Here is a 22766-nt window from a genome sequence, read left to right on the forward strand (position 1 = left end):
CGGAGCCGGAGGGGCCGAGCACCACCACGACCTCCTGCCGGGTGACCGACAGGTTGATGTCCTTGAGCACGTGCAGGTCGCCGAAGTGCTTGTTGACGCCGACGAGTTCGACGAGCACGTCGTTCCCGCCCGCGGCGGTCGGCGCGGCATCCGTGATGAGTGCGTCGGCGGGGCCGGCGTCGGCGGGGCGGTTGGGCGCGGGCGACGGGGAGGTACTCATGCGGCTCATGACATACCGCGACCGTGTCGGGAATGGTCCGGCCATGTTTCCAACCTGTAACAGGCGCTGTGCGCTGGTATTACAAATCTCACGGCTGGGGCCCGAGGCGCAGGCCCGGGGCGGCCTGGTTCTGCGGTGGGCGCCGCGGCTTCTAGACTGCGCACGATGACCATGCTTGATGTTCCCGCCACCGCCGCCCGCGCCGGCGACGACCTGCGCACTTACCACGTGCGCACGCTCGGCTGCCAGATGAACGTCCACGATTCCGAGCACATGGCCGGCCTGCTGGAACAGGCCGGATATCGCCGTGCCGAGGACGTGCCCGAGGCGGCCGCTCGCGCCACCGCCGCCGGCGACGGCGGCGCCGACGTGGTGATCATCAACACCTGCTCGGTGCGGGAGAACGCTGCCACCCGCCTGTTCGGCAACCTCGGGCAGCTCGCCGCCGTCAAGCGGGAGCGCCCCGGTATGCAGATCGCCGTCGCCGGCTGCCTGGCCCAGCAAATGGGGGAGGGGATCGTGGAGCGGGCGCCGTGGGTCGACGTCGTCTTCGGCACCCACAACATCGATGTACTGCCCGCCCTGCTGGAGCGCGCCCGCCACAACCGCGAGGCGGCCGTGGAGATCGAGGAGTCCCTGAAGGTCTTCCCGTCCACCCTGCCCACCCGGCGCGAGTCCGCCTACGCCGCCTGGGTGTCCATCGCGGTGGGCTGCAACAACACCTGCACCTTCTGCATCGTGCCCTCCCTGCGCGGCAAGCAGCGCGACCGGCGCCCCGGGGACGTGCTGGCGGAGGTGGAGGCCGTGGCCGCCCAGGGGGCCATCGAGGTCACCCTGCTGGGTCAGAACGTCAACTCCTACGGTGTCGGCTTCGGTGAACGCGGCGCCTTCGCCGGCCTGTTGCGCGCTGCCGGCGCCGTGGAGGGCATTGAGCGGGTGCGTTTCACCAGTCCCCACCCCGCCGCCTTCACCGATGACGTCATCGACGCCATGGCTGACACGCCGACGGTCATGCCCAGCCTGCACATGCCGTTGCAGTCCGGGTCGGACCGGATCCTGCGGGCCATGCGCCGCTCCTACCGCACCAAGCGGTTCTTGAACATTCTCGAGCGCGTGCGCGAGCGGATGCCCGAGGCGGCCATCACCACCGACCTGATCGTCGGCTTCCCCGGCGAGACCGAGGCGGATTTTCAGGCCACCCTCGACGTCGTCGAACAGGCCCGCTTCGCCTCCGCCTTCACCTTCGAGTTCTCTCCGCGCCCGGGCACCCCGGCCGCAGGCATGCCCGACCAGGTGCCGATCGAGGTGGTCAAGGAGCGCTACGCCCGACTGGACGAACTGGTGCGCCGCATCACCCAGGAGGAGAACGAGCGCCAGGAGGGCCGCGTCGTCGAGATCCTCGTGGCCGAGGGGGAGGGGCGCCGCGACCAGGCCACGGCGCGCGTCTCCGGACGCGCCGACGACAACCGCCTGGTGCACGCCGCCCTGCCGGCCGGACTGGCTGCGGACGACTACGCCGGCGGCGCCCCGCGGCCCGGCGACATGCTCACCGTCCGCGTCACCCACGGCGCCCCCCACAACCTGATTGCCGACTCCGCCCGCTGCGGCACCGTGCCCGACGGGGCGGCCGTGGACGGTGAGGGCCGAGGCGCCGGGGACCGCATCTGGCTGGACGGCGGCCCCGCCCTGTTCGAGGTGCGGCGCACCCGGGCCGGGGATGCCTGGGAGCGGCGCCGCCGCGAGGCGCACACTGCGCCCGAGCCGGATGCTGCGCCCGTGGCCATCGGCATGCCCACCATCCGCGTCGGCGCCTGACTGCCGGCTGGGCCGTAGAAGGACCTCGGCACGAAGTGGCCCTTCGTGTTTGGGGGTGTGGTGGGCTGGCGGGTGGCGGCTGGTGTGCTCGGGTCAGCGGTTGGCGCGTTGGACCGCGAAGCTCTACTTGGACCGCCCTAGACGGGTAAGTCCATGGGGTGTGGTCGGCCACGCCGTAGGGGGTTGGGCTGCGTGGTGCGGGAGCGTCCGTGGGTGGCCCGGCCAGGTCGGTAGTAGTTGCGTGCTGAGGTGGGTAGCACTCCATGTGGTCGGGCGCGGCACGTCGGCGGCGAGGTTGGTGGCGGAGCGTGTCTGCGCACTAGCGCCGGTCTGCACGCAAGGGTGATCCGAGCAGACTCGGCTGACCGCCGTTTTCCCCTGGAAATACGCGGAAGTGGTTTCTCGGCCCGATTCCGGTGACATCGCTCCAGTGTGCAACGAGGCCCTCGTTGCACACTGGAGCACTGTCATGACACTAGAGCCGCAGGTCAAATCCGCACAATTCCGCGGATTCTGTCGCGGCGCTCACTTCTGGAGTGTGCAGACTCACCACAGGGACTCGAACAACATCACTGGGCCAGGCGCCTCGGCCGCCGAGTGGGCGCACCAATCACACCGACGACCGGCCCCAACACCGGCGCTCAAACCACCCCCTGACACCACCACCTCGGCCGTACCTTCAACCGACCTCGGTGCTCGCATAGGCTGGTGGCATGACCGCCTGCTCCCCGTTCAGCCGGCTCGTGGTGGTGGAGCGCACCGGCTCGACCAACACCGACCTGCGGCTGGCGCTGACCGGCCCCGACGGCGCCCTCGACCCCGCCGCGGCCGCCGCCTGGCCCCACCTGTCCGCCCTGCGGGCCGTCGCCCAGACCGCTGGCCGTGGCCGCGCCGACCACACCTGGACCACGCCGCCCACCGGTGCACTGACCGCCTCGATCGTGGTGCGGCCGCTAGTGCCCGCCGCCAGCCTGGCCTGGCTTCCGCTGCTGGCCGGCCTCGCCGTCGCCCGCGCCCTCGCCCCCCGCCTGGAATCGACCGGCTGGAGCGTGGCCACCAAGTGGCCCAACGACGTCGTCGCCGTGCCCACCCCTGCGGCGTTGGCGCCCGCGGAGGTGCCGGGCTGGGGGAGCAGCCGCAAGGTCGCCGGCATCCTCACGGAATTGATCGGCGCGCCCGGTGGCAGCGAGGCCTCCGACTCCGCCGCCCCGGCCCGCCGGGGCGAGGCACCCGCCGTCGTCGTCGGCATCGGCATCAACCTCGCCCAGCCCGCCGCGCAGCTGCCGGTGCCCTGGGCCGCCTCCCTGACCTCACTCGGCGCCCCCGCACCCGCGGCCGCGGCGGTCTTGGAGGACTGCGGACGCCACCTGGCGGAGTTGCTCGCCGACTGGGAGGCGAGCAACGGCGACCCGGACGCCGGCGCGGGCGCGCTGGGGACGCAATTGCGCGGCGCCTGCGCCACCCTCGGACAGAGCGTGCGCGTCACCGGTCCCGCGGAGACCATCACCGGCACCGCCGTCGACCTCGCCCCCGGCCTGGTCCTGCAGGTGGGCGACGGCACCGCTGCGCGCCGCGTCGTCGTCACCGCGGGGGAGGTGACGGGCGTGCGTGCGGCGGATGTGAGCGACGGCGAGGCCGGCCGAGCCGGCGGTGCCTGACCGGAGTTTCGAATCCTTCTGTTTGCTCTAACGATTGATCGCGTGCGTGTGATGTGCGCTACTCTTGCGCGGTGACCCATCAGCAGACGCCCGGCCCGAGCACCCCCGCCGGGGACTCCGATCCCGGCGAGGCCGCATCCATAGCGGGCGCCCCGGCCGACGACGCCTGGGCCACGGTTCGCGGTCACGAGCAGCGGCTACTGCAGGGGACCCCCAGCCTGAGCCTGCGGCAGATCGCCGACCGCGCCGGCACCGGGATGGATCTGGCCCGCCGCTTCTGGCGCGCCATGGGCTTCGCCGACGTCGACCCCGACGAAATCTGCTTCACCGATCAGGACGCCGTAGCCCTGCGCACCATCGCAGACCTGATCGACGAGACCGACGACGGCCTGCCGTCCGCGCACGCGCCCGGGGGCGGGCTCGCCGCCAGTAGCGTCCTGGAACTGTTGCGCGCTCAGTCCTTCACCATGGACCGGCTGGTGCTCTGGCAATTGGAAACCCTCGTCGCCGACATCTCCCAGCGCCTGCACCTGGACGACACTGCCGCGCGGCTGGTGGCCCTGGACCACATTGACGAGATGATCGACTCCCTGTCCCAGCAGTTGATCTACGTGTGGCGCCGGCACCTGGCGTCGCTGCTGGACCGCACCGACTCGGAGGTCTCCCGCCGGGGCCGGGAGGACGCCGGACCCGACTTCTACCCGCTGATCCGCTCCCTGGGCTTTGTGGACATCGTCTCCTTCACCCAGCGCGCCCAGACCATGGGCAGGCTGGAGCTCTCGGAGATGCTCGACGACTTCGAGTCCACCGCCCGCGACGTGGTCACTTCCCGCGGCGCCCGTGTGGTCAAGACCATCGGGGATGCGGTCATGTACATCGCCGACGATCTGACCACGGCGGCCGACGTCGTCACCGCGCTCGTCGATGAGCTCCAGTCGGGCCCGGAGATGATGCGGGTGCGCGCCAGCCTGGTGCAGGGACGGGTCGTCTCCCGCTCCGGGGACGTCTTCGGTCCGCCTGTGAACCTCGCCTCCCGGCTGGTGGACACCGCCGAGCCCGGTGGCATCCGCATGGATGAGGCCACCGCCATGGACATTCTCAACGGCCCGGACGCCCACAAGTACACGGTTCACCCCTGCCACGAGGTGGTTGCCAAGGGATTGGGCAACGTCACCCCGTGGGCGCTCGCCCTGGCCTGAGGCCCACCGATCCCGGGTATTCGCCCCGTCCTGAGGCGGGACACCTCCTGCGCGGGGAGGATGACGCCTGCCGCCTTGGTCGCATACGATCCTGCGCATGACGACTGTGCTTCTCGTTGAGGACGACCCCGCCATCTCCGAGCCGCTCGCCCGCGCTTTCGGCCGTGAGGGCTATGAGGTCCACGCTCACGGCACCGGCAAGGGCGCCCTCGAAGACCTGGACGGGGCGGACATCATCGTCCTCGACCTCGGCCTGCCCGACATCGACGGCCTGGACGTGGCCCGGCAGGTTCGCGCCCAGGGACTGACCATCCCCATCCTCATGCTCACCGCCCGCAGCGAGGACACCGACCTGGTGGTTGGCCTCGACGCCGGCGCGGACGACTATGTGACCAAGCCCTTCCGCCTGGCCGAGCTGCTCGCCCGCGTGCGGGCCCAGGTGCGGCGTGCCTCCGGGGAGGCGATCGAGGAGGAGCTGGTCGCCGGGAACATTCGTGTGGACATCGCCGCCCACCGCGCCTTCGTCGGCGGGGATGAGCTCCAGTTGACCACGCGGGAGTTCGAGCTGCTGCGCGTGCTGGTGCGCGGCGGCGGCCAGGTGCTGCCCACCGAGGACATCCTCAAGGAGGTCTGGGGCGAGGACCCGACCGGCACCGAGCACACGCTGGCCATGCACATCACCTGGCTGCGCCGCAAGCTGGGTGACGACGCCGATGCCCCGGCACTGCTCGTGGCCGACGGTGCCGGATACCGTTTGGCGGTCTGACCGAACGCCGGATCCGGAACCGACCACAACTCAAAGCGACCGTCTGTGAAGGCAGGGACAATGCAACGCCGAGCGATGCAGATGACCATGGCGGCGGTCTCCGTCGCCGTCCTCCTCCTGGGGGTGCCGTTGGGCGGAGCCTGGATCGCCGTCGCCCCCCGAGCCTCCTCCGACGGTGAAGACCACCTGCGGGTCATCATGGTCGTGGTACTGACCACGGTCGGTCTGGCAGCGGTGGCGCTGGTGGCCGCCTACATCGTCGCGGCCAGGGCGTCGCGGCGCATCAGCGCCCCCCTGATCTACCTGGCGGCCGAGGCCGAGCAGCTCGGATCCGGGCAGGTGCGCCCGCGGCTGCGTTCGTCCGGCATCGAGGAGATCGACCTGGTGCAGGCCGAGCTGGTGCGCAGTGCCGAGCGCGTGGCCGGTCGTATCGCCGCCGAACGCCAGTTCGCCTCCGACGCCTCCCACCAGCTGCGCACGCCCCTGACGTCACTGAGCCTGCGTCTGGAGGAGATTGAGCTGCTGTCCACGCAGGAGGAGGTGCGCGAGGAGGCCCGTGCCTGTATTGAGCAGGTGGACCGGCTCGCTGGTGTGGTGGAGGATCTGCTGCGCATTTCCCGGCGCGCCGGCGGCGGCACCACCGAGGCGCTGCACCTGAAGGACCTGTTCGACCAGCAGCGCGAGGAGTGGGAGCCGGCATTCCACGAGGCGGGACGCGAGATCACCTTCACCGACGAGGTCGGCATGCCGGTGCTGGCCACGCCCGGGTCGCTGGCACAGGTGCTGGCCACCGTCATTGAGAACTCGCTGCGCTACGGCGACGGCACCACCAGTGTGAACGTGCGCAGCGCCAATGGTGGGCACGGCGTCTTCATCGACGTCGCCGACGAGGGTGAGGGCGTGGCCGAGGACATTGCCCCGAATGTGTTCGAACGCAACGTCTCCGGGCACGGCTCCACTGGCGTGGGGCTCGCGCTGGCCAAGGACCTGGTGGAGGCCGACGGCGGGCGCATCGAACTGTCCCAGCGCAAGCCCGCCGTCTTCTCGATCCTGCTCAATGCCGTGCCCAAGTCCCTGGACCCCAACAATGTGCTGCCCCGGGGCGCGCTGGTGAGCGTGGGCCGTAGGCGGCGACTCTGAGCCCATTCCTGCGCGCCCCGGGCGGCGTGGTCAGAGGATGAACGGGGCGATGAGGAAGCCCAGGGCCACGCACACGATGATGGATGCGGTGCCCGGCAGCACGAAGGGGTGGTTGAGCACCATCTTGCCGACGCGCGTGGAGCCGGTGTCATCCATCTCCATGGCGGCGACCGTCGTCGGGTAATTGGGCAGCAGGTAGTAGTTCGCCACCGCCGGGTAGGAGGCCACCAGCGCCGTCCCGGGCAGGCCGAGCGCCACCATGAGCGGCATGAACGCGCGGGTGGTGGCGGCGTGGGAGAACATCAGCGGCGCGGCGAAGTAGAAGAACACCGCCACCAGCCAGGGGGCCGCCTGGAACGGGCCGGACAGGGCGTTGGAGATGGTCTCCTCATACTGGTTGACGAAGGCGTTGCCCAGCCAGGCCAGACCGAGGATGCACACGGCGGCGGTCATGCCGGCGCGGAACGTGTCCTGGGAGGCGATCTGGGTGGTCGGCTTCTTCGCGGCGGTGCAGATGATCGCGGCGGTGGCCAGCATGATGGTCATGATCGCCGGGGTGGAGCCCATCGGCGGGTCGGACATGATGTTTAGTTCGGGGGAGGAGATGGTGGCGTAGGCGACCACCGCGATGAGGGCACCCAGGAAGATGAACAGGCTGGGCACCGCGCTGGGGGCGGCCTGGTAGTCGGAGGCCGCGGCGGTGGAGGGCTTGACCAGGCCCTTGGCCTTCCGCTCGATGTAGACCGGGTCGTCCTCCAGCTCGCTGCCCTGGAAGTAGGCGACGACGGCGCCGACCATGCAGCCGATGAAGGTGGTGGGAATGACGATGGCGAGGCACTGCAGGTAGCCGATGTTGATCGGCTCCAGGGCGACGACGAGGGCCACCATGGCCGCGGAGATGGGGGAGGCGGCCACGCCCACCTGCGAGGCGACCACGGCGATGGACAGTGGCCGCGACGGGCGGATGCCGTGCCCCTTGGCCACATCCACGATGACGGGAATGACGGAGTAGGCGGTGTGCCCGGTACCGCACAGCAACGACATCAGGTAGGTGACGATCGGTGCGAGGAACACGATCTGCTTGGGGTGCTTGCGCAGTAGCACCTCGGTGAGGTGGACCAGGTGGTCCATGGCTCCGGCGAGTTGCAGCGCCGCAACCGTGCAGATCACCGACATGATGATGCCGATGACCTCCCAGGGGGCGTCATCGGTGGAGGTGTGCACGCCGGTCAGTACCAGCACCAGGATGCCGGCGCCGCCGGCCAGACCGATGCCGACACCGCCCATGCGGGCACCGATGATTATGAACAGTAAGACGACGGCCAGATGGAACCAGATCATCGTGGTCTCCTTTCGGGGTGGGGGCCAGAGCTGCCGTCGGCCGGCTTTCCGCGCAACGCCTGCGTTGTCTTCACCGGTGCTGGCCTGGCAGGGACTCAGTCAGGTGTCGTTGGGAGAAGCGGTAGGAGGATGACGACAGCCTGATGTGATCGTAGCCATACTCGGTTTGCCGTGTGCGAGTTTTGAGTGCTCGGATGTGTCAGCTTTTGGTTGTCGTTGGCCTGATAACAGTGGCGCTCCGCGTGTGAGAATCGGCCATGCTGGTCCCAACGTGGCAGTATGTAGGCGCCCGCGCGCATTCGGCGTGCGGAACGAACCGGAGGAGTGTGCGTGGAGACCGACACCTTAGTGAGGTGCCTGTGAGCGGCAGCGCGCGTCCCCTGCGCATCGGCATTATGGGCGGCACCTTCGACCCGATCCACCACGGCCACCTCGTGGCGGCCTCTGAGGTACAGGACGTCTTCAAACTGGACGAGGTCATCTTCGTGCCCACTTGGGCGCAGCCGTTTAAAAAGGACCGGCGCGTCTCTCCGGCCGAGCACCGCTATCTGATGACGGTAATCGCGACCGCATCGAACCCGCGCTTCACGGTCTCTCGGGTGGACATTGACCGGGGTGGCACCACCTACACCATCGACACGCTTCACGACATCATGGCGGAGTACCCGGGCGCCGAGTTGTACTTCATCACCGGTGCCGACGCCCTCGCCCAGATCCTGACCTGGAAGGACAACGAGGAGATCCTCTCCCTGGCGCACATGGTGGGGGTGACGCGGCCCGGTCACGTGCTCACGGACACGGGTCTGCCCGCGGACAAGATCTCTCTGGTGGAGGTGCCTGCAATGGCTATTTCCTCCACCGACTGCCGCGAGCGGGTCAGCCACGGCGGTCCCGTTTGGTATTTGGTGCCCGACGGCGTCGTCCAGTACATCCGCAAATATGGTCTTTACCGCGTGGCCGAGCGGTCGGCGTCGACGACGTCGATGACCGCCCACGTAGCGCGCGAGCAGTCCCTGAGGAAGGAGAGCGAAGGTGAGTGAGAACACCGACGTCAACCAGTCCGAGTCCGGCTCGGGGGCTGCCCCGCGTCGCAGCCGTCGTGCCATCCGGGAGGCGGAGCGCGCCGCCGAGCGTGAGGCGATGCTGACCGGGCAGCAGCCGCTGCTCACTCGCCGGGAGATGCGGCGCCTGCGTGAGGAGGCGGAGGCGCTGCAGCAGGCGCTTGAAGCCGGGGAGATCACTCCCGAGCAGGCCCGCGCCCTCCAGGATCCGTTGGCCGACCAGCCCGTCATCAGTGTGCCTGCGCACGAGGCCACCGGGCAGCACGCCGTCGCCGCGACGCCCGCCGACGCCGTTCCTGCCGAGCAGGCGGCGATGCCGACTCCCGCCACCGCCGAGAGCCCGGCCGAGTCGGCGGAGCCTGAGGAGGCCGCGTCCGGGGAGCCTACGGAGGCAGAAGCCGAGGTGGCCGCCGAGTCGGAGCCTGCCTCTGCTGAGCCGGAGGTCAGCGCGCCGGAGCATGCCGGGGTGCCGGAGGCGGCCGAGTCGAAGGCCGGCGCGCCGGAGGTGAAGGAAGTCGGCGCCGACGCCGGCTACGAGGCAGATTCTGAGGTTGTCCGCAAGGCTGAGGTACCGGCGGAATCCAAAGCCGCGTCCCCCGCGCAGGCCGAGTCGTTCGGCCGGGCCGCGTCGCCGTCGGCCCCGACCCCGGCGCAGACCCCCGCTGAGGAGCCCGCAGCCGTGGAGGCTCCGGCCGTCGAAGGAACGGCTGCATCCGCGGGCGCCTGGCCGGTGACGGGTGTGCCCGGCGCTCCCTCCCCGCAGGCGGCCGACACCGCCCTGACCGACGCGCAGAAGGAAGAGATCGCCAGCCTGCCGACCGGGGTCCTTGAGGCGGTTGACGCCCCGATCGTGGACGTGCAGCCGGATACGGCGGCCCCCATCCCCACGCGCCGCTCCCTGCGGCACCGGCACGTCGCGGAAGAGTCCGACCAGACCGCAGACGACCAGTCCGCCGACGACCAAGCCGCCGAGCCCGTCGCGGAGGACGAAAAGCCCGCCGTGGAGGACGAAGAGCCGAAGGTGCCGACCCGCCGCCCGATCGTCCGCATTCCCGCCGCCGCCCAGGGTGTGCGCACGGTGGACACCGACACCGGGGAGCTCAGCACCGTCCAGCCGGTGATTCAGCCGGACGCGGCGCTGCAGGTCTCCCAGGACGCCGCGGGCGAGGACCGCGAGGACGAAGCCGAGGACGTCGAGGTTTATGGTGGCATCGACAACCCGCAGTGGCGCTCGCTGACCGACGCGGACGCGGCCGGCTCCGAGGCCGCGGACCAGGCCAGGACCGAAACCGCCGCGACCACGGCCCCGGCGCTGGCCGAGGCGGAGTCGACGCGGCGCCAAGCGGTGCAGGCACCGGCCGAGGCGAGCTCGGCGCCGACGTACGCCCAGGCCGAGGGCGGTTCGCGTGCGGGACGCACGCTGCTGATCGTGCTGCTGGCCGTGGTGATCGCGCTGGTTGTGCTCGCCGTGGTGTGGTTCCTGCGCCACAACGGCATCATCGGCTCGCTGCCGCAGGTGCTCGATACTTGGACGCATCTGCTCGTCTAGCCCGGCGCAACCAACTCGCCGGTACCGCGCTCTGCTGCGGACGTCGGCTTGGCCACACTAGGCCGCCTGCGTGCTTCATGCCGCGAGTCGGCCCGTAGAGTGGTGGGCCAACACCGATGTCTCAGCCGGAGAAGGAGCCCCGTGCCCGCTACTGAACACGCCGTCGAGCTGGCCGTCGTCGCGGCCCGCGCCGCCACCGAGAAGAAGGCGGACAGCGCCGTCGCCATTGACGTATCCGAGCGTCTGCCTTTCGCCGACATCTTCCTGATCGTGTCCGCCGCCAACGAGCGCCAGGCGCGTGCCATCGTCGACGCCGTCGAGGAGGCCATGTTCAAGGCGGGCGTCAAGGCGCGATCGCGGGAGGGGCTCGAGGAGGCCCGCTGGGTGCTCCTGGACTACGCCGACGTCGTCGTGCACGTGCTGCAGGCCGAGGACCGTGAGTACTACGGGCTCGAGCGCCTGTGGAAGGACTGCCCGCTGGTGCCTCTGCCCGAATTCGCCTCGGAACCGGCCCAGGCCTGAGATGTCTACCAGACTCATCCTGTGGCGGCACGGCCAGACCGACTACAACGCCCATGCGCGCGTGCAGGGGCGCGTCGACATTCCCTTGAACGCGATCGGCCGCGAGCAGGCGCGCTCCGCCGCCTCTGGACTCGCCGCGCTGGAGCCGGTGCGGATCGTTTCCTCCCCGCTGTCTCGTGCCCAGGAGACGGCGCGTGCGCTGGCCGACCTGGCCGGCATCGATATCGAACTGGATGAGGGCCTGCTGGAGCGCTCCTTCGGACGCTGGGAGGGACTCTCACGCGTCGAGATGGAGAGCCAGTGGCCCGAGGCCTATGCCGCCTGGAAGCGGGGTGAGGACCCGGCCGACGTCGGGGTGGAGACCCGACAGGCGGTGTCGCTGCGCGTGGGGGGCACGCTGGAACGCATTCTGGAGGAGACTCCGCGGGCCGACGACGACCAGACCGTGGTGGTCGTCTCCCACGGCTCGGCGATCACGCTGGGCATCACCCACCTGTTGGGGCTCGACCCCTCCGCCTGGTTCGGGCTGCGCGGCCTGGACAACTGCCGCCACGGGGTCGTTGTACCGGGGGAGCGAGTGCCCGGGTGGACGCTCGCCGAGTGGAACGTGCGGTGAGCGGTGCGGGTGCGCACGGGCGGGGTGCGCCCACCGGCGAGTCGCTGTCGGCCGGTGAGTGATGCCGGCGTGCACTGGCGGGTGAGGCACGGCACGCGTTTTTGATTTGCTCGAGGACCGTCTGACTCCGTAGAGTTTGGACGTCGCCCGCGAGGGCGAGACCCGTAAGGGGCTATGGCGCAGTTGGTAGCGCGCTTCCATGGCATGGAAGAGGTCGGGGGTTCGAATCCCCCTAGCTCCACCCAGGTTTCGCCTCCTTCAGGCCCGGATCGTCGGCGCGAATGTCCGAATTCGGCATGAACGACGCCGCCGCTCCGTCGGGTCGGTTGCAGATCCGCATGATTCCAAGGTTCCTTCCGGCGCGCCCGCGCGCCGCGAGCCCGTTCGTGCCGATTCTGGACATTTTCCTGCCGCCGCGACGACTGCGGCGTACTGGATTATCGGCGTGAGTGCGGCGTTCCGCCGTGCGGTGTGTGTTTTCCGCCGCGCCTGGGGCGTGGCCTGGCCACCGGGCCGCGTGGCGGGGGCTGACACATCGGGCAGAGCCGTGCTCACGGAGGCCGTGAGCTCAGTCCTCGGCCGGCTCTTCCACTCCGCGGATGGCGAGCGCAGCCGCTGGATTGACCAGCCGGACCGTGAACGCCTCGACTTTCCCGCACCACGCCAACTAAAGCCCTGATTTTAAGCAGCATGCTCACCCCGATAACGCTAAGGCCGCCCGATTCGTGTCGGAGGCGCCTGACAGCATGTTGGTCGTGAACAGGGAGAGTTCCGGAGAGATCCTGAAGCGACGGTCCGTGACGCGTATGCGGGCTGCCGGCCGGTGCCGCCGGTCGGCGCATGCGCTACGGGAAAATCAGTCGCTCAAGGATCGCTTGCCTTGCCCAAGGACGGCTTACGCTCACGATCGTGGACCGCGACAGCTCGCCCCTGATCACAGCCACAGTCACCGCAACTGATTTAGGAGACAATGATGACGACTGAACTTACGCTGGACGCCCTGCGGAGCAAGCTCGGGGACCCGGAGTGGGCCGCGATCCGCATGGAAGCCACCTACCAGCCCAGCGGCGGGCCGGGTACGCGCGTGTATCCGCCCACCTTCCCCATAGCAAGGAGCGCTGCCAAGGACAAGGACCGCTATCTCCGGGAGCAGCGGCGCTGCGATGGTGAGGTTCGTGAGGCGGTGGTATTGGACCAGGTGCCGGCCCAGGCCAACCGCTGTGAGGAGGCCGAGGCGAGGGCCTGGCGTCAGGGTGCGGTGCGCATGCCCATGCTGCGGATGAGGCACGGAGGCGCGGCGAGCTTTGAGCTCATCGGTTTGGAGGCACCGCACCGGGCCTTCGACGCCTACTGGCGTGACTGCGAGCTCGATGGCGCCAAGTTCGATCGTACCGAGATCGGCAAGGCGATCCTGGCTGCGTCGCTGGCGGATGCTACCGCGCTGCTGACCTATGACCCCGCTACGCTCGTCTACGGCGGTTGGAACTCCCACCGCAAGGGGCGGCAGGCCAAGTTCCCGCGCCTGTACGCCAGCGAGATCGTTGGTTGGGACCCGGAGGAGGGTAAGCGCAAGGCCGGGCGCATGGACCCGGCGAACCTCACCGGATCCCGTAGTGGCGAAGGTGATGAGTGGTCCTACTCTGCCGTGAAGGCGAAGAAGGAGGACGCCAAGCTCAGCGAGATCGGACATGGCAATATCGCCCCAGACGTCGCCCATGGCGGCGTGACCATCAGCGAGGCGACTCGCACCGCCGTCCTCAGCCTTACCGCGACCCGGCGTCTCGGCTTCGGCTCCCTGGAGCCTGCCGCCGTCCAGGCTGCCCGAGCACTGCTCGTCGCATTCGGGCTCCTGGGTGACCGTCTCGCCTTCGGCGACGCCGGCCTGTGGCTGCGCAGCGGCTGCGACCTGGTGATGCAGACCGAGCAGTTGGAGTGGGTCGGCCGCGGCGGCGTCGCGGAGTCATTCACGCTGTCCCCGAGCGCGGCGGTCCAGTTGTACGAGGACGCACTGCAGGCGGCCCTGGACGCCGGAGTGCCGCTGCACCTGGAGACCGTGGAGCTGAAGCCCAACGAATCCCTGGCTAAGGCGATCGAATTCAGCCTGACCAAGGCCGAGTCCACGGGGGAGTGACATGACCCTCCGTTTGGACATTACGCTCCTGAGCGAGCGCTACGACGCCGGGGGAGGGGAGGACCCGCGACTGGCGGAATGGCCTCCCCACCCGGCCCGGGTCTTTGCAGCCCTGCGGTCCGTCGCCGGCGAGGAGGAACTGGAACCGCTCGCCGAACTGGAGTGCCTGGCGCCGCCGCTGATCCATGCGTCCCCCACCACCTCGGTGGGTGAGCGGCGCACCCGGGGATACGTCGTAACAAACGTACGCGCCAATAAGGGCGGGCATCAGACCCACCCCGCACGCACCAGCGGATTCCGGCAGCGCATCAGTAGCCTGCCCGAGGACGTCCGCGTTCAGTTCGACTGGCCGGATGACGGGATGCTGTCCGACGGCGTCGTAGCCGAACTGGACCACCTCGCCCGGCGGGTGCCGTACCTCGGTCGCTCGACGTCGTCGGCAACACTCGCCTTCAGCCGGGTGGACGATCCTTCGCCGCTGCCGGGCCTGACCACCTATGAGCCGACTGCGGGGCCTGGCCCCTTGAGTATCCGCGTGCCCTACCCCGGCTACCTCGATGAGCTCAACGCCCTGTACCAGGACAAGCAGCCCGCATGGCAGGCCGCCGGTCCGCGTGCGCGCCGCTTCTACCGTGATGTCGGGGCGGTAGAGGCTAGCGACGAGATCAGTGAGGAGACCCCTGTCATGGACGACTTCGATTCCCCCTACCCGGATCTGGTCATACTCAGATTCGAGGAGCTGCGTCCCTCCGGCCATCTGGTCCCCATTTTCACCGAGGCCCTGCGCCGCAAGGTCATGGGGCAGACGGAGGACCCACTGCCTCCCGCACTGCACGGCCACGGCACCCCCGGACTGCCGCATGTGGCCTACCTCGGGCTGCCCTTCGTGGGCAACGAGCACGCCGACGGGCAACTCATGGCCCTGGCCGTGGCCATTCCCGGGCTGGAGCATGATGAACGTCTACGCATTCTGCGGGGCATTCTCGGAGAGGACCCAGAAGGGGAGGTCGTGCTGCGCGTAAACGGATTCAAACAGAGTTTTCGGCTCCGGTACGCGCCGGATGAGACGCGGCCCTTCACTTCCACCGTCGAGCGCTGGACGGACCCCGCGCGGACGTGGGCAACGGCCACGCCCCTGGTGCTGGACCGCTACCCGAAGCACGGCGACCTTGCCGCGGTGGTTGCCGAGTCCTTCGTCAACGCCGGCCTGCCGGAGCCGCGTGAAGTTGAAGTGAGCAAGGAACCGCTGATGGACGGGGCCGTGCGGCTGAGACCGCAGGAGTTGCCCAAGCGGTGTCAGGGGCGCCTGTACACGCATGCGCGCGTGACCTTCGACCGTCCCGTGCGCGGGCCGGTCCTGGCCGGTGCGGGACGCTACTTCGGCGTCGGGCTGTTCGCTCCCGAGTATGAGGAGGAGCGGCGATGAAGGCCACCGATTTCGCGAAGTTCATGCGGGAAGTACATGGGCATGACCCGTTCCCCTGGCAGTCCGCCGTGGTCGAGCAGGCCGTGGAACAGGGCACTTGGCCCGCGGTCGTGGACGTACCCACCGGGCTGGGCAAGACCTCCATGCTGGATGTGGCCGTGTTCCTCCTGGCACTCAGTGCCGGAGGCGACGCTCCCGCTGGCCTGGGGCGGCGTCGCATCTTCCTGGTGGTGGACCGCCGCATCGTGGTCGACCAGGCCGAGGCTCATGGGCGGCACGTTGCGGACGCCCTGGAGGGGGCGACCGAGGGCGAGGTCCGCTTCGAGGTGGCTCGGAGACTGCGTGACTTGGCAGGGTCTGCGGATGAGGACCGCGCGCTGCGGGTGGTGAAGATGCGCGGCGGAGCGACCTGGGATGCCGCCTGGCTGCCGCGTCCCGACCTGCCCGCCATCATCACCGGCACCGTCGACCAGGTGGGCAGTCGCCTGTTCTTCCGCGGTTACGGGGTCACACGTGGGCGACGACCCATCGACGCCGCACTGGTGGGCACCGACTCCGTCATTATGATCGACGAGGCCCACCTGGCCCAGGCCTTCACCACCTCGCTGGCCTCCGCCCATGAGGCGGACGCGACCCACCAGTTGGGACTGCCGGAGAGCTCGGTCATCCACCTGAGCGCAACCAGCGCGGAGAGGCCCGAGAAGAACTCCGATGCCTGGGAGGCCTCATTCGATGAGGACTCGCATCTGCGGAATAAGACCGCCAAGCAGAGGCTGACCGCGTATAAGCGCCTTACGCTCGTCGACTCCACGGAGAAGAAGATCGTCAAGGAGATGGCTGCCCGGGTACGGGACCTCCTCAAAGAGCCCGAAAAACCCGATGAATCCCCCAATGAGTCCGAGGGTGACCGGGTGCTGGTGGTGTGCAATACGGTGGCTCGCGCCCGGGAAGTGTATGAGGCGCTGACCACCGGAAGAACGAGGCTGGATGGCGTCGAGGTACTGCTGCTCATGGGACGTTCGCGCCCACTAGACCGCGAGGGGATCGCCGCGCGGGTCACCGAGCTGTTCGGCGCCGACCGGAAACCGGGTACGCACAAGGCGGTTCTGGTGGCCACCCAGACCATTGAGGTCGGCATCGACCTCGATGCCACGGATATGGTCACCGAGACCGCCTCTTGGGACGCCCTGGTACAGCGCTTCGGCCGGGTCAACCGGCGGGGTGACCGCGAGTCGGCCTCCATCACGGTGCTGGAGGACGGTGCCAAGAAGCCCCCCGTATACGGTCCCGCCAAGGTGGCCACGGCCGACTTCCTTCGCGAGGTCGCGCAGGATGGGCTGGACGTGTCGCCGTTGGCGCTGCGCCACCTGGAGGTGCCCGATGGGCTGAGCGCACCACGGCCCCTGCTGCCGCTGCTGCTGCCCGCTCATCTGGATGCGTGGGCGAGGACAAACCCGGCGCCGACCAATGATCCGCCGGTCGACCCCTACCTGCACGGAATCGACAAGTCCACCCCTCCTGTCACCATCGCCTGGCGGGCCGGGCTGGTGCGGCGCAACGAGGGGGCGGACGGCGAGGACACGTTGGAACTGCTGTCGTACGCCGGGTCTGTCGCGGATGCCATCCCGCTACGGAGCGAGGAGTGCGTGGAGGTGTCGTTCGTGGCAGCACGCGCCTGGCTGCAAGAGGGCAAGTCGGAAGGTCTTGCAGACGTCGACGACTACGACGACTTCGATGACATTCCCTTCAGAGACGACGACAGCGACCGGCAGGTGCTGCGTCGCCGGGCCGACGGTTGGTGGGAGCCGGTATCGGCTCCTGACCTGCGGCCGGGAGACACGATTATCGCCCCGTGCGAGTACGGCGGCCTGGACCGCTTCGGCTGGAACCCCTCCAGTAAGGAGACCGTCAAGGACGTTTCCGAACTGGCCTCCCTTAGACGTGGGCAACCAATGTTGCGTCTGGATTCCGACCCGGGGAGCCGACTGGGGCTGCAGCCCATGGAGGGGCTGAGCGGCCTGGTGGCCGACTGGCGCAATGCGGTGGATCCGGAGGATCGCCAGACCTATCAGGATCGTCTTCATGGGGCGGCGCGTACGTGGCTGGAATCCCAAGAAGGCGATCCGGAAGAGCCATGGACGCCGGACGATATGGCGTACTTGAAAAAGGCGCTGTTGAGCGACGATGCATTTGTCTCCTCCAACGTCGATCAAAGACGTAAGAACAGAAAACGTCGGCCTTCCGACCGCAGGCAGGAGGAGCCGATCCCGGTGCTTCGCGGAGTCGTTCGCGCAGACGACTGGCGAGGCGTTGGTACCAATGGGGATCATGCGAACGTCGCGGATGCCGACCACACGACGACTGCACCCGCCTGGCGCGCGGTCGATGAGTCGGATGTGGCGGACAGCTCCGCCCTCAACCAGCGTGTGACTCTCGCGCAGCATCTGGCGGCTGTGGGCGAGCGCGCCGAGCAGATCGCCACCAACCTGGGGTTGCCGGACGAACTGCGGCACGTCGTCGTTGACGCGGCCCGTTGGCACGACCTGGGCAAGGTGGACCTGCGCTTCCAGGCAATGCTGTTCGACGGCAGCCGGATCGCCGCCGAACTCGCCCGGGAGCCGCTGGCGAAGTCCGGCATGCCGCCCGGAGACCGGGACCGGCATCGACGCGCCCGACGCCTCAGCGGCCTGCCTCGCGGCGCCCGGCACGAGGCCTGGTCAGAGGCGATCGTAACGGCTCATCTGGAGGGGCTCGCGGAGTCGTATCCGGGTGACGCCGAGCTGCTCCAGCACCTTATCGCCAGCCACCACGGTCATGCCCGGCCCTTCCTGCCGCCCGTTGACGACCGGGGAGATGGCGTTCTACGCGCGGCGATTGGTGAGGTCGCCGTCGATGTGCCCCTACCAGTTGGGCTGCATCTGACCGACGCGGATCGATTCGCCCGGCTCAATGACCGTTACGGCCGGTGGGGCTTGGCACTGCTGGAGGCAGTGGTGCGCTGCGCCGACATGACCATTTCCTCGGAGGGATCATGAACCAAGTCAAACTGCCCGCGCTGGTCGGTGAATCGCCGCTGGCCATTCTTGCTGCGATCGGCACGCTCCGGTTGATCCATGACTTCGTCGATGAAGGCGCTCGGCTGTCCTGGGATCCTGCGGATCGGGCACCGGTGCTGCATTCGAAGCTGCCATCGGTCGACGCCGTCGCCGAGGAACTGGCGGAGATCGTCCAGGAGCTCCCTGCGGACGTAGTGGTGCCCGGGGGACCACCGGAGTTTCCACCGCCTGGGGAAGCACCCGACAAACTGCGACTCAAACAGGGACAGTTGTACGAACGGTTCGGCGGCGATCCTCCCGTTCCGCCCGTGGTGCAGAAGTGGCTCGCCAGCCTGGTGACGGACCTCGTCGCCGACGCCCAGGGACGTGGCGCGATCAGCCAGTTCACCGCCCCCGCTGGCAAGCAATCCATGGCAACCATGCTGGACAAGCCCCTGCGGCTGGTTCAGTCCAATCCCGAATATCTGCGTCAGGCCCTCGTCGGGTGGCGCAGGGTGCCGGGTGTAACCGGTGAGTACCTGGATCATCGCGCCAACTGGGACAGTGGCGAGGACGGCCGGGGCAAGGCGGAGATGCGCGGCGTGCCCGGAGCGACGTGGCTCGCGCTCATGTCCTACCCGCTGTGGACCACCACGGCCGCTGGAAGGCAACCCCGTACCAGCGGCTGGCACACTGCCGAGCGTCGGCGGCAGGCACTGCGGTTGCCACTCTGGCAGGAACCGCTCGGTCCGGCGGCGATAAAGGCGCTTGTTGAGCATCCGGTTCTCGAGGGCAAAGGGGAGACGAAGACACCGGACGCCGCCGCACTCCGCCTGCTCGGGATCTTCCATGTCTGCTGCGCGCAGCGCCGTCAGGCAGCCGGCGGTAAATCAGCGGGCGTATTGGTGCCGGTGTCATGAGCGTCGACATCATCAGACCGGACCTGCCGGGCCTGCCGGAGACAGTCCCCGCGCGCATGCTGAATGAGTTCGTGTACTGCCCCCGCTTGTTCCATCTGGAATGGGTGCAGCAGCAGTTCGCCACCAGCGACGACGTCGAGGAGGGCCTGTACCTGCATCGCGTCGTCGACCGGGAGACCGGGGATCTGCCTGACAAGTCCGAGGCGTGGGACGGCCGGGTCGCCAGATCCGTGTCGCTGTCCTCACCGAGGCTCGGCCTGGCCACCCGACTGGACCTGGTGGAGGATGGCGGGGACGGCACCGTCGTTCCGGTTGACTACAAGAAGGGACATCCGAATCGAGATGGTCGCGCCTGGTCCAGCGACCGGATGCAGTCCCTGGTCCAAGCGCTGCTGCTTCGCGAGGAGGGCTACGCCGTCGAGCGGGCCGAGATCTGGTACGCCGAGACCCGACAGCGAGTGCACATAGCCGTGGACGATGCGGCAATGCAGGAGATCACGGATACCGTAGCGCGCGCATGGCGGGTGGCCTCCGATCCGGTCGCGCCTCCGCCGCTGCGTGACAGCCCGAAGTGCGCCCGCTGCTCCCTGGTGGGCATCTGCCTGCCCGACGAGCTGGAGGCGCTAAAAACGCCACCAAGGCAGCGACGTCCATTGAAGCGTCTAATGGCGCCGGTGCTGGAAGGGCGCCCGGTGTACGTGACGTTGCAAGGCGCCACGGTGGGGGTACGCAGCGACCGCCTCGAAGTCCGATCCTCCGGCGAGCTGCAGGCGAGCTATCGGCTGATAGATGTCAGTCAGGTGTGCGTGTTCGGGAACGTGACGGTATCGGCACAAGGTGTCAGGGCGCTGCTTTCCCGCGATATTCCGGTATTGTGGTTCAGCTATGGAGGCTGGTTCTCCGGCATGGCCGAGGGGCTGCCGGGCAAGAACGTAGACCTGCGGATCGCACAGTTCCGCGCCTCCGAGGAGCAGCAGCTTGAGATCGCGCGCCGGATGATCTCCGGGAAGATCCGCAACAGTCGCACGATGCTGCGTCGCAACGCGCGTGCTGAGCTGGGGCGTGTTGGTGACCAGCTCAAGGAACTCGCCATCCAAGCAAGGCAGGCAGACTCTCCGCAGCAACTGCTCGGCATTGAGGGGACGGCTGCACGCCTGTACTTCGCGAGTTTTCCGGCGATGGTCGGGAAGGGCTCGCGTGTGGATGTCAGCGATTTCCAGGAGAACGGGCGCACGCGTCGACCACCTAAGGACCCACTCAACGCGCTGCTGTCCTTCTGCTACACACTGCTCGTGAAGGACCTGACGGTGACGCTTTCGGGTATCGGCTTCGACCCGTACTACGGAATGTTCCACAGGCCGCGGTTCGGTCGTCCGGCCCTGGCCTTGGACCTGGCGGAGGAATTCCGGCCGCTGATAGCCGAGAGCGTCGTATTGCAGGTGCTGAACAATGGTGAGGTGGGTCCACGCGACTTCCGCAGTCGTGCCGGCGGCTGCATGCTCGAGACGAGCGGCCGCAAGGCTGTACTCAGAGCATACGAACGCCGACTGGACCAGGAGATCACTCATCCGCAGTTCGGTTACAAGGCCAGCTACCGCCGAGTCATGGACATCCAGGCCCGGGTGCTGGGTGCGGTCATGCTGGGGGAGTTGGACGAGTACACGGCGATGGTGACCCGATGAGGACGAACCGACGCAGGTACCTCATTGCTTACGACATCCGCAAGCCGGGGCGGCTGCGTCGCATCTGCAAACTGATGGAGGCCAACGGTGAGCGGCTGCAGTACTCTGTATTCATCTGCGACCTGACCCGCAGCGAGCTTGTCCACCTGCGCGCCGACGGTGAGAGGATCATGAACCTGGATGAGGATTCGGTGGTGATTGTGGATCTGGGTGAGATCGGCGAGGATCGCTTCACGTTCGTTGGGCGTCGCCGGGGGTTGCCTACGCGGGAGGCGCAGGTTGTCTAGCGAGCGCTCGGGTGCCGGTCGGATTCCTGGGGAGCGCTCGAATTCGCGGTATGGCGGGGTTTTCTGGTGGTTGACGCTCGATGGGGCGCGATCGGATCTGGCGTTTCTGAGCCAGCGCTCGCGAGACCGCGTTGAATCGTTGACGTGCCGCGGCGTATTCTGCGAGCTGTCTTCCCGGCCTTCAAGGCCGGGCTCCATTGAGGCGGAACTCTGAGCCGATGATGGTCTGCCCATTCATGAGTCTTCCCGGCCTTCAAGGCCGGGCTCCATTGAGGCTAGCAGCGACTTAGAGAGAGTGGAGCGCGTCCACACCCGTCTTCCCGGCCTTCAAGGCCGGGCTCCATTGAGGCGTTGGGTCGGCGGTGCCGACCGTCGCCTGATTACCGGTCTTCCCGGCCTTCAAGGCCGGGCTCCATTGAGGCACCGTGACCATGCCGGTAGCGGCGGCAACCGAGCTGCGTCTTCCCGGCCTTCAAGGCCGGGCTCCATTGAGGCTCATGGGGGCTACCTCGTTAGCAGAGTTTGTGCAGGTCTTCCCGGCCTTCAAGGCCGGGCTCCATTGAGGCATACCGGTACGGTTGAGACCGGCAATCGGCCTTCAGGTCTTCCCGGCCTTCAAGGCCGGGCTCCATTGAGGCGATTTTATCCAAGCGAACCATAACGCCGTCACGCCCGTCTTCCCGGCCTTCAAGGCCGGGCTCCATTGAGGCACCCCAGCGATGCATCACCACCATAAGCAAAATGGCGGTCTTCCCGGCCTTCAAGGCCGGGCTCCATTGAGGCTCCGACCGCATCGGCCAGCGCCCCGACGTTCGACAGTCTTCCCGGCCTTCAAGGCCGGGCTCCATTGAGGCCTTGGGGCTGTGGCTGGCTGACACCCCCAACTATATGTCTTCCCGGCCTTCAAGGCCGGGCTCCATTGAGGCAGCCTGTCGCCGGCCCGCAGGATCTCGGTGCGCACCGTCTTCCCGGCCTTCAAGGCCGGGCTCCATTGAGGCTCGTTCTGGAGGCGGTCGATCAGCTTGGAGATCTCAGTCTTCCCGGCCTTCAAGGCCGGGCTCCATTGAGGCGATATCAGCTCGCTGCCGGAGGAGGGGCAGGCGGTGCGTCTTCCCGGCCTTCAAGGCCGGGCTCCATTGAGGCTAGGGCCCTTACGCGAGCGATTTGGGCCGCTCGCACGTCTTCCCGGCCTTCAAGGCCGGGCTCCATTGAGGCGTTGACCTGTTTGCGATGTGGGCGCAGGGCCGCAGCGCGTCTTCCCGGCCTTCAAGGCCGGGCTCCATTGAGGCCGAGCGTGGCCGCCATGGCGTCGGGATACTCCGCTAGTCTTCCCGGCCTTCAAGGCCGGGCTCCATTGAGGCAGATTCCGGGGGCGCGCCGGCGCACCTGCCCCCAGTC

At 68.4% G+C, this 22766-nt stretch carries 16 protein-coding genes, 1 tRNA gene, 1 pseudogene and 1 CRISPR repeat array; of the genes and pseudogenes, 16 read left to right on the forward strand and 2 right to left on the reverse strand.

The window, feature by feature from the left end:
- Positions 1-220, reverse strand: a pseudogene (locus tag DRB06_RS12255) (ABC transporter ATP-binding protein); the annotation flags it as partial.
- A 165-nt stretch (positions 221-385) separates the two neighbouring features.
- Here DRB06_RS12255 and miaB point away from each other — a divergent pair.
- The 5 genes from miaB to DRB06_RS12280 all read left to right on the forward strand — a co-directional run bounded on the left by miaB (position 386) and on the right by DRB06_RS12280 (position 6798).
- Positions 386-2035, forward strand: coding sequence for a tRNA (N6-isopentenyl adenosine(37)-C2)-methylthiotransferase MiaB (gene miaB / locus DRB06_RS12260; RefSeq protein WP_111820096.1), 1650 nt, complete (start codon positions 386-388; stop codon positions 2033-2035).
- 713 nt (positions 2036-2748) lie between these two features.
- Positions 2749-3693 carry a biotin--[acetyl-CoA-carboxylase] ligase gene (locus DRB06_RS12265; protein ID WP_111820097.1) on the forward strand — a complete coding sequence of 315 codons (945 nt, stop codon included), beginning with the start codon at positions 2749-2751 and terminating at the stop codon, positions 3691-3693.
- Positions 3694-3833: 140 nt separating this feature from the next.
- On the forward strand, positions 3834-4892 hold the full coding sequence (locus tag DRB06_RS12270) for an adenylate/guanylate cyclase domain-containing protein (RefSeq protein ID WP_073331392.1): 1059 nt from the start codon (positions 3834-3836) through the stop codon (positions 4890-4892).
- 97 nt (positions 4893-4989) lie between these two features.
- On the forward strand, positions 4990-5658 hold the full coding sequence (locus DRB06_RS12275) for a response regulator transcription factor (RefSeq protein ID WP_073330876.1): 669 nt from the start codon (positions 4990-4992) through the stop codon (positions 5656-5658).
- A 60-nt stretch (positions 5659-5718) separates the two neighbouring features.
- Positions 5719-6798, forward strand: coding sequence for a sensor histidine kinase KdpD (locus DRB06_RS12280; RefSeq protein WP_111820098.1), 1080 nt, complete (start codon positions 5719-5721; stop codon positions 6796-6798).
- 30 nt (positions 6799-6828) lie between these two features.
- On the opposite strand, the gene DRB06_RS12285 is transcribed toward DRB06_RS12280, so the two are convergent.
- Positions 6829-8139 (reverse strand): anaerobic C4-dicarboxylate transporter family protein, encoded by a 1311-nt coding sequence (locus DRB06_RS12285; RefSeq protein ID WP_073330872.1) that lies wholly within the window; start codon positions 8137-8139, stop codon positions 6829-6831.
- A 359-nt stretch (positions 8140-8498) separates the two neighbouring features.
- Here DRB06_RS12285 and nadD point away from each other — a divergent pair, with 359 nt between their 5' ends.
- From nadD to cas2, 11 genes are all read left to right on the forward strand, one after another.
- Complete coding sequence (gene nadD, locus DRB06_RS12290) at positions 8499-9179, forward strand: nicotinate-nucleotide adenylyltransferase (RefSeq protein WP_073330869.1); 681 nt, start codon at positions 8499-8501, stop codon at positions 9177-9179.
- A complete protein-coding gene (locus DRB06_RS12295; protein WP_111820099.1) occupies positions 9172-10749 on the forward strand; it encodes a hypothetical protein in 1578 nt (525 codons plus the stop codon). Before nadD ends, DRB06_RS12295 begins: the two co-directional genes overlap by 8 nt.
- Positions 10750-10890: 141 nt before the next feature.
- Positions 10891-11271: a ribosome silencing factor gene (rsfS, locus tag DRB06_RS12300; RefSeq protein WP_111820100.1), complete on the forward strand. Its 381-nt coding sequence runs from the start codon at positions 10891-10893 to the stop codon at positions 11269-11271.
- A 1-nt stretch (position 11272) separates the two neighbouring features.
- A complete protein-coding gene (locus DRB06_RS12305) occupies positions 11273-11887 on the forward strand; it encodes a histidine phosphatase family protein (RefSeq protein ID WP_111820101.1) in 615 nt (204 codons plus the stop codon).
- A gap of 168 nt (positions 11888-12055) precedes the next feature.
- Positions 12056-12128, forward strand: a tRNA-Ala gene (locus tag DRB06_RS12310).
- Positions 12129-12857: 729 nt separating this feature from the next.
- Positions 12858-14018 carry a type I-U CRISPR-associated RAMP protein Csb1/Cas7u gene (cas7u, locus tag DRB06_RS12315; protein ID WP_111820102.1) on the forward strand — a complete coding sequence of 387 codons (1161 nt, stop codon included), beginning with the start codon at positions 12858-12860 and terminating at the stop codon, positions 14016-14018.
- Between the two features lies 1 nt (position 14019).
- Positions 14020-15444 carry a type I-U CRISPR-associated protein Csb2 gene (gene csb2, locus DRB06_RS12320; protein WP_111820103.1) on the forward strand — a complete coding sequence of 475 codons (1425 nt, stop codon included), beginning with the start codon at positions 14020-14022 and terminating at the stop codon, positions 15442-15444.
- Positions 15441-18479: a type I-U CRISPR-associated helicase/endonuclease Cas3 gene (gene cas3u, locus DRB06_RS12325; protein ID WP_111820104.1), complete on the forward strand. Its 3039-nt coding sequence runs from the start codon at positions 15441-15443 to the stop codon at positions 18477-18479. Before csb2 ends, cas3u begins: the two co-directional genes overlap by 4 nt.
- Complete coding sequence (locus DRB06_RS12330) at positions 18476-19399, forward strand: hypothetical protein (protein WP_111820105.1); 924 nt, start codon at positions 18476-18478, stop codon at positions 19397-19399. The genes cas3u and DRB06_RS12330 overlap by 4 nt, the downstream gene beginning before the upstream one ends.
- Complete coding sequence (gene cas1 / locus DRB06_RS12335) at positions 19396-21081, forward strand: CRISPR-associated endonuclease Cas1 (protein WP_220093029.1); 1686 nt, start codon at positions 19396-19398, stop codon at positions 21079-21081. Before DRB06_RS12330 ends, cas1 begins: the two co-directional genes overlap by 4 nt.
- Positions 21078-21368 (forward strand): CRISPR-associated endonuclease Cas2, encoded by a 291-nt coding sequence (gene cas2 / locus DRB06_RS12340; protein ID WP_108968010.1) that lies wholly within the window; start codon positions 21078-21080, stop codon positions 21366-21368. Before cas1 ends, cas2 begins: the two co-directional genes overlap by 4 nt.
- A gap of 168 nt (positions 21369-21536) precedes the next feature.
- A CRISPR array of direct repeats spans positions 21537-22729; the repeat unit is 36 nt; unit sequence GTCTTCCCGGCCTTCAAGGCCGGGCTCCATTGAGGC.
- Positions 22730-22766: the final 37 nt, after the last annotated feature.

Source organism: Actinomyces sp. Z5, from assembly GCF_003287795.1.
Classification (GTDB): Bacteria; Actinomycetota; Actinomycetes; order Actinomycetales; family Actinomycetaceae; genus Actinomyces; species Actinomyces glycerinitolerans.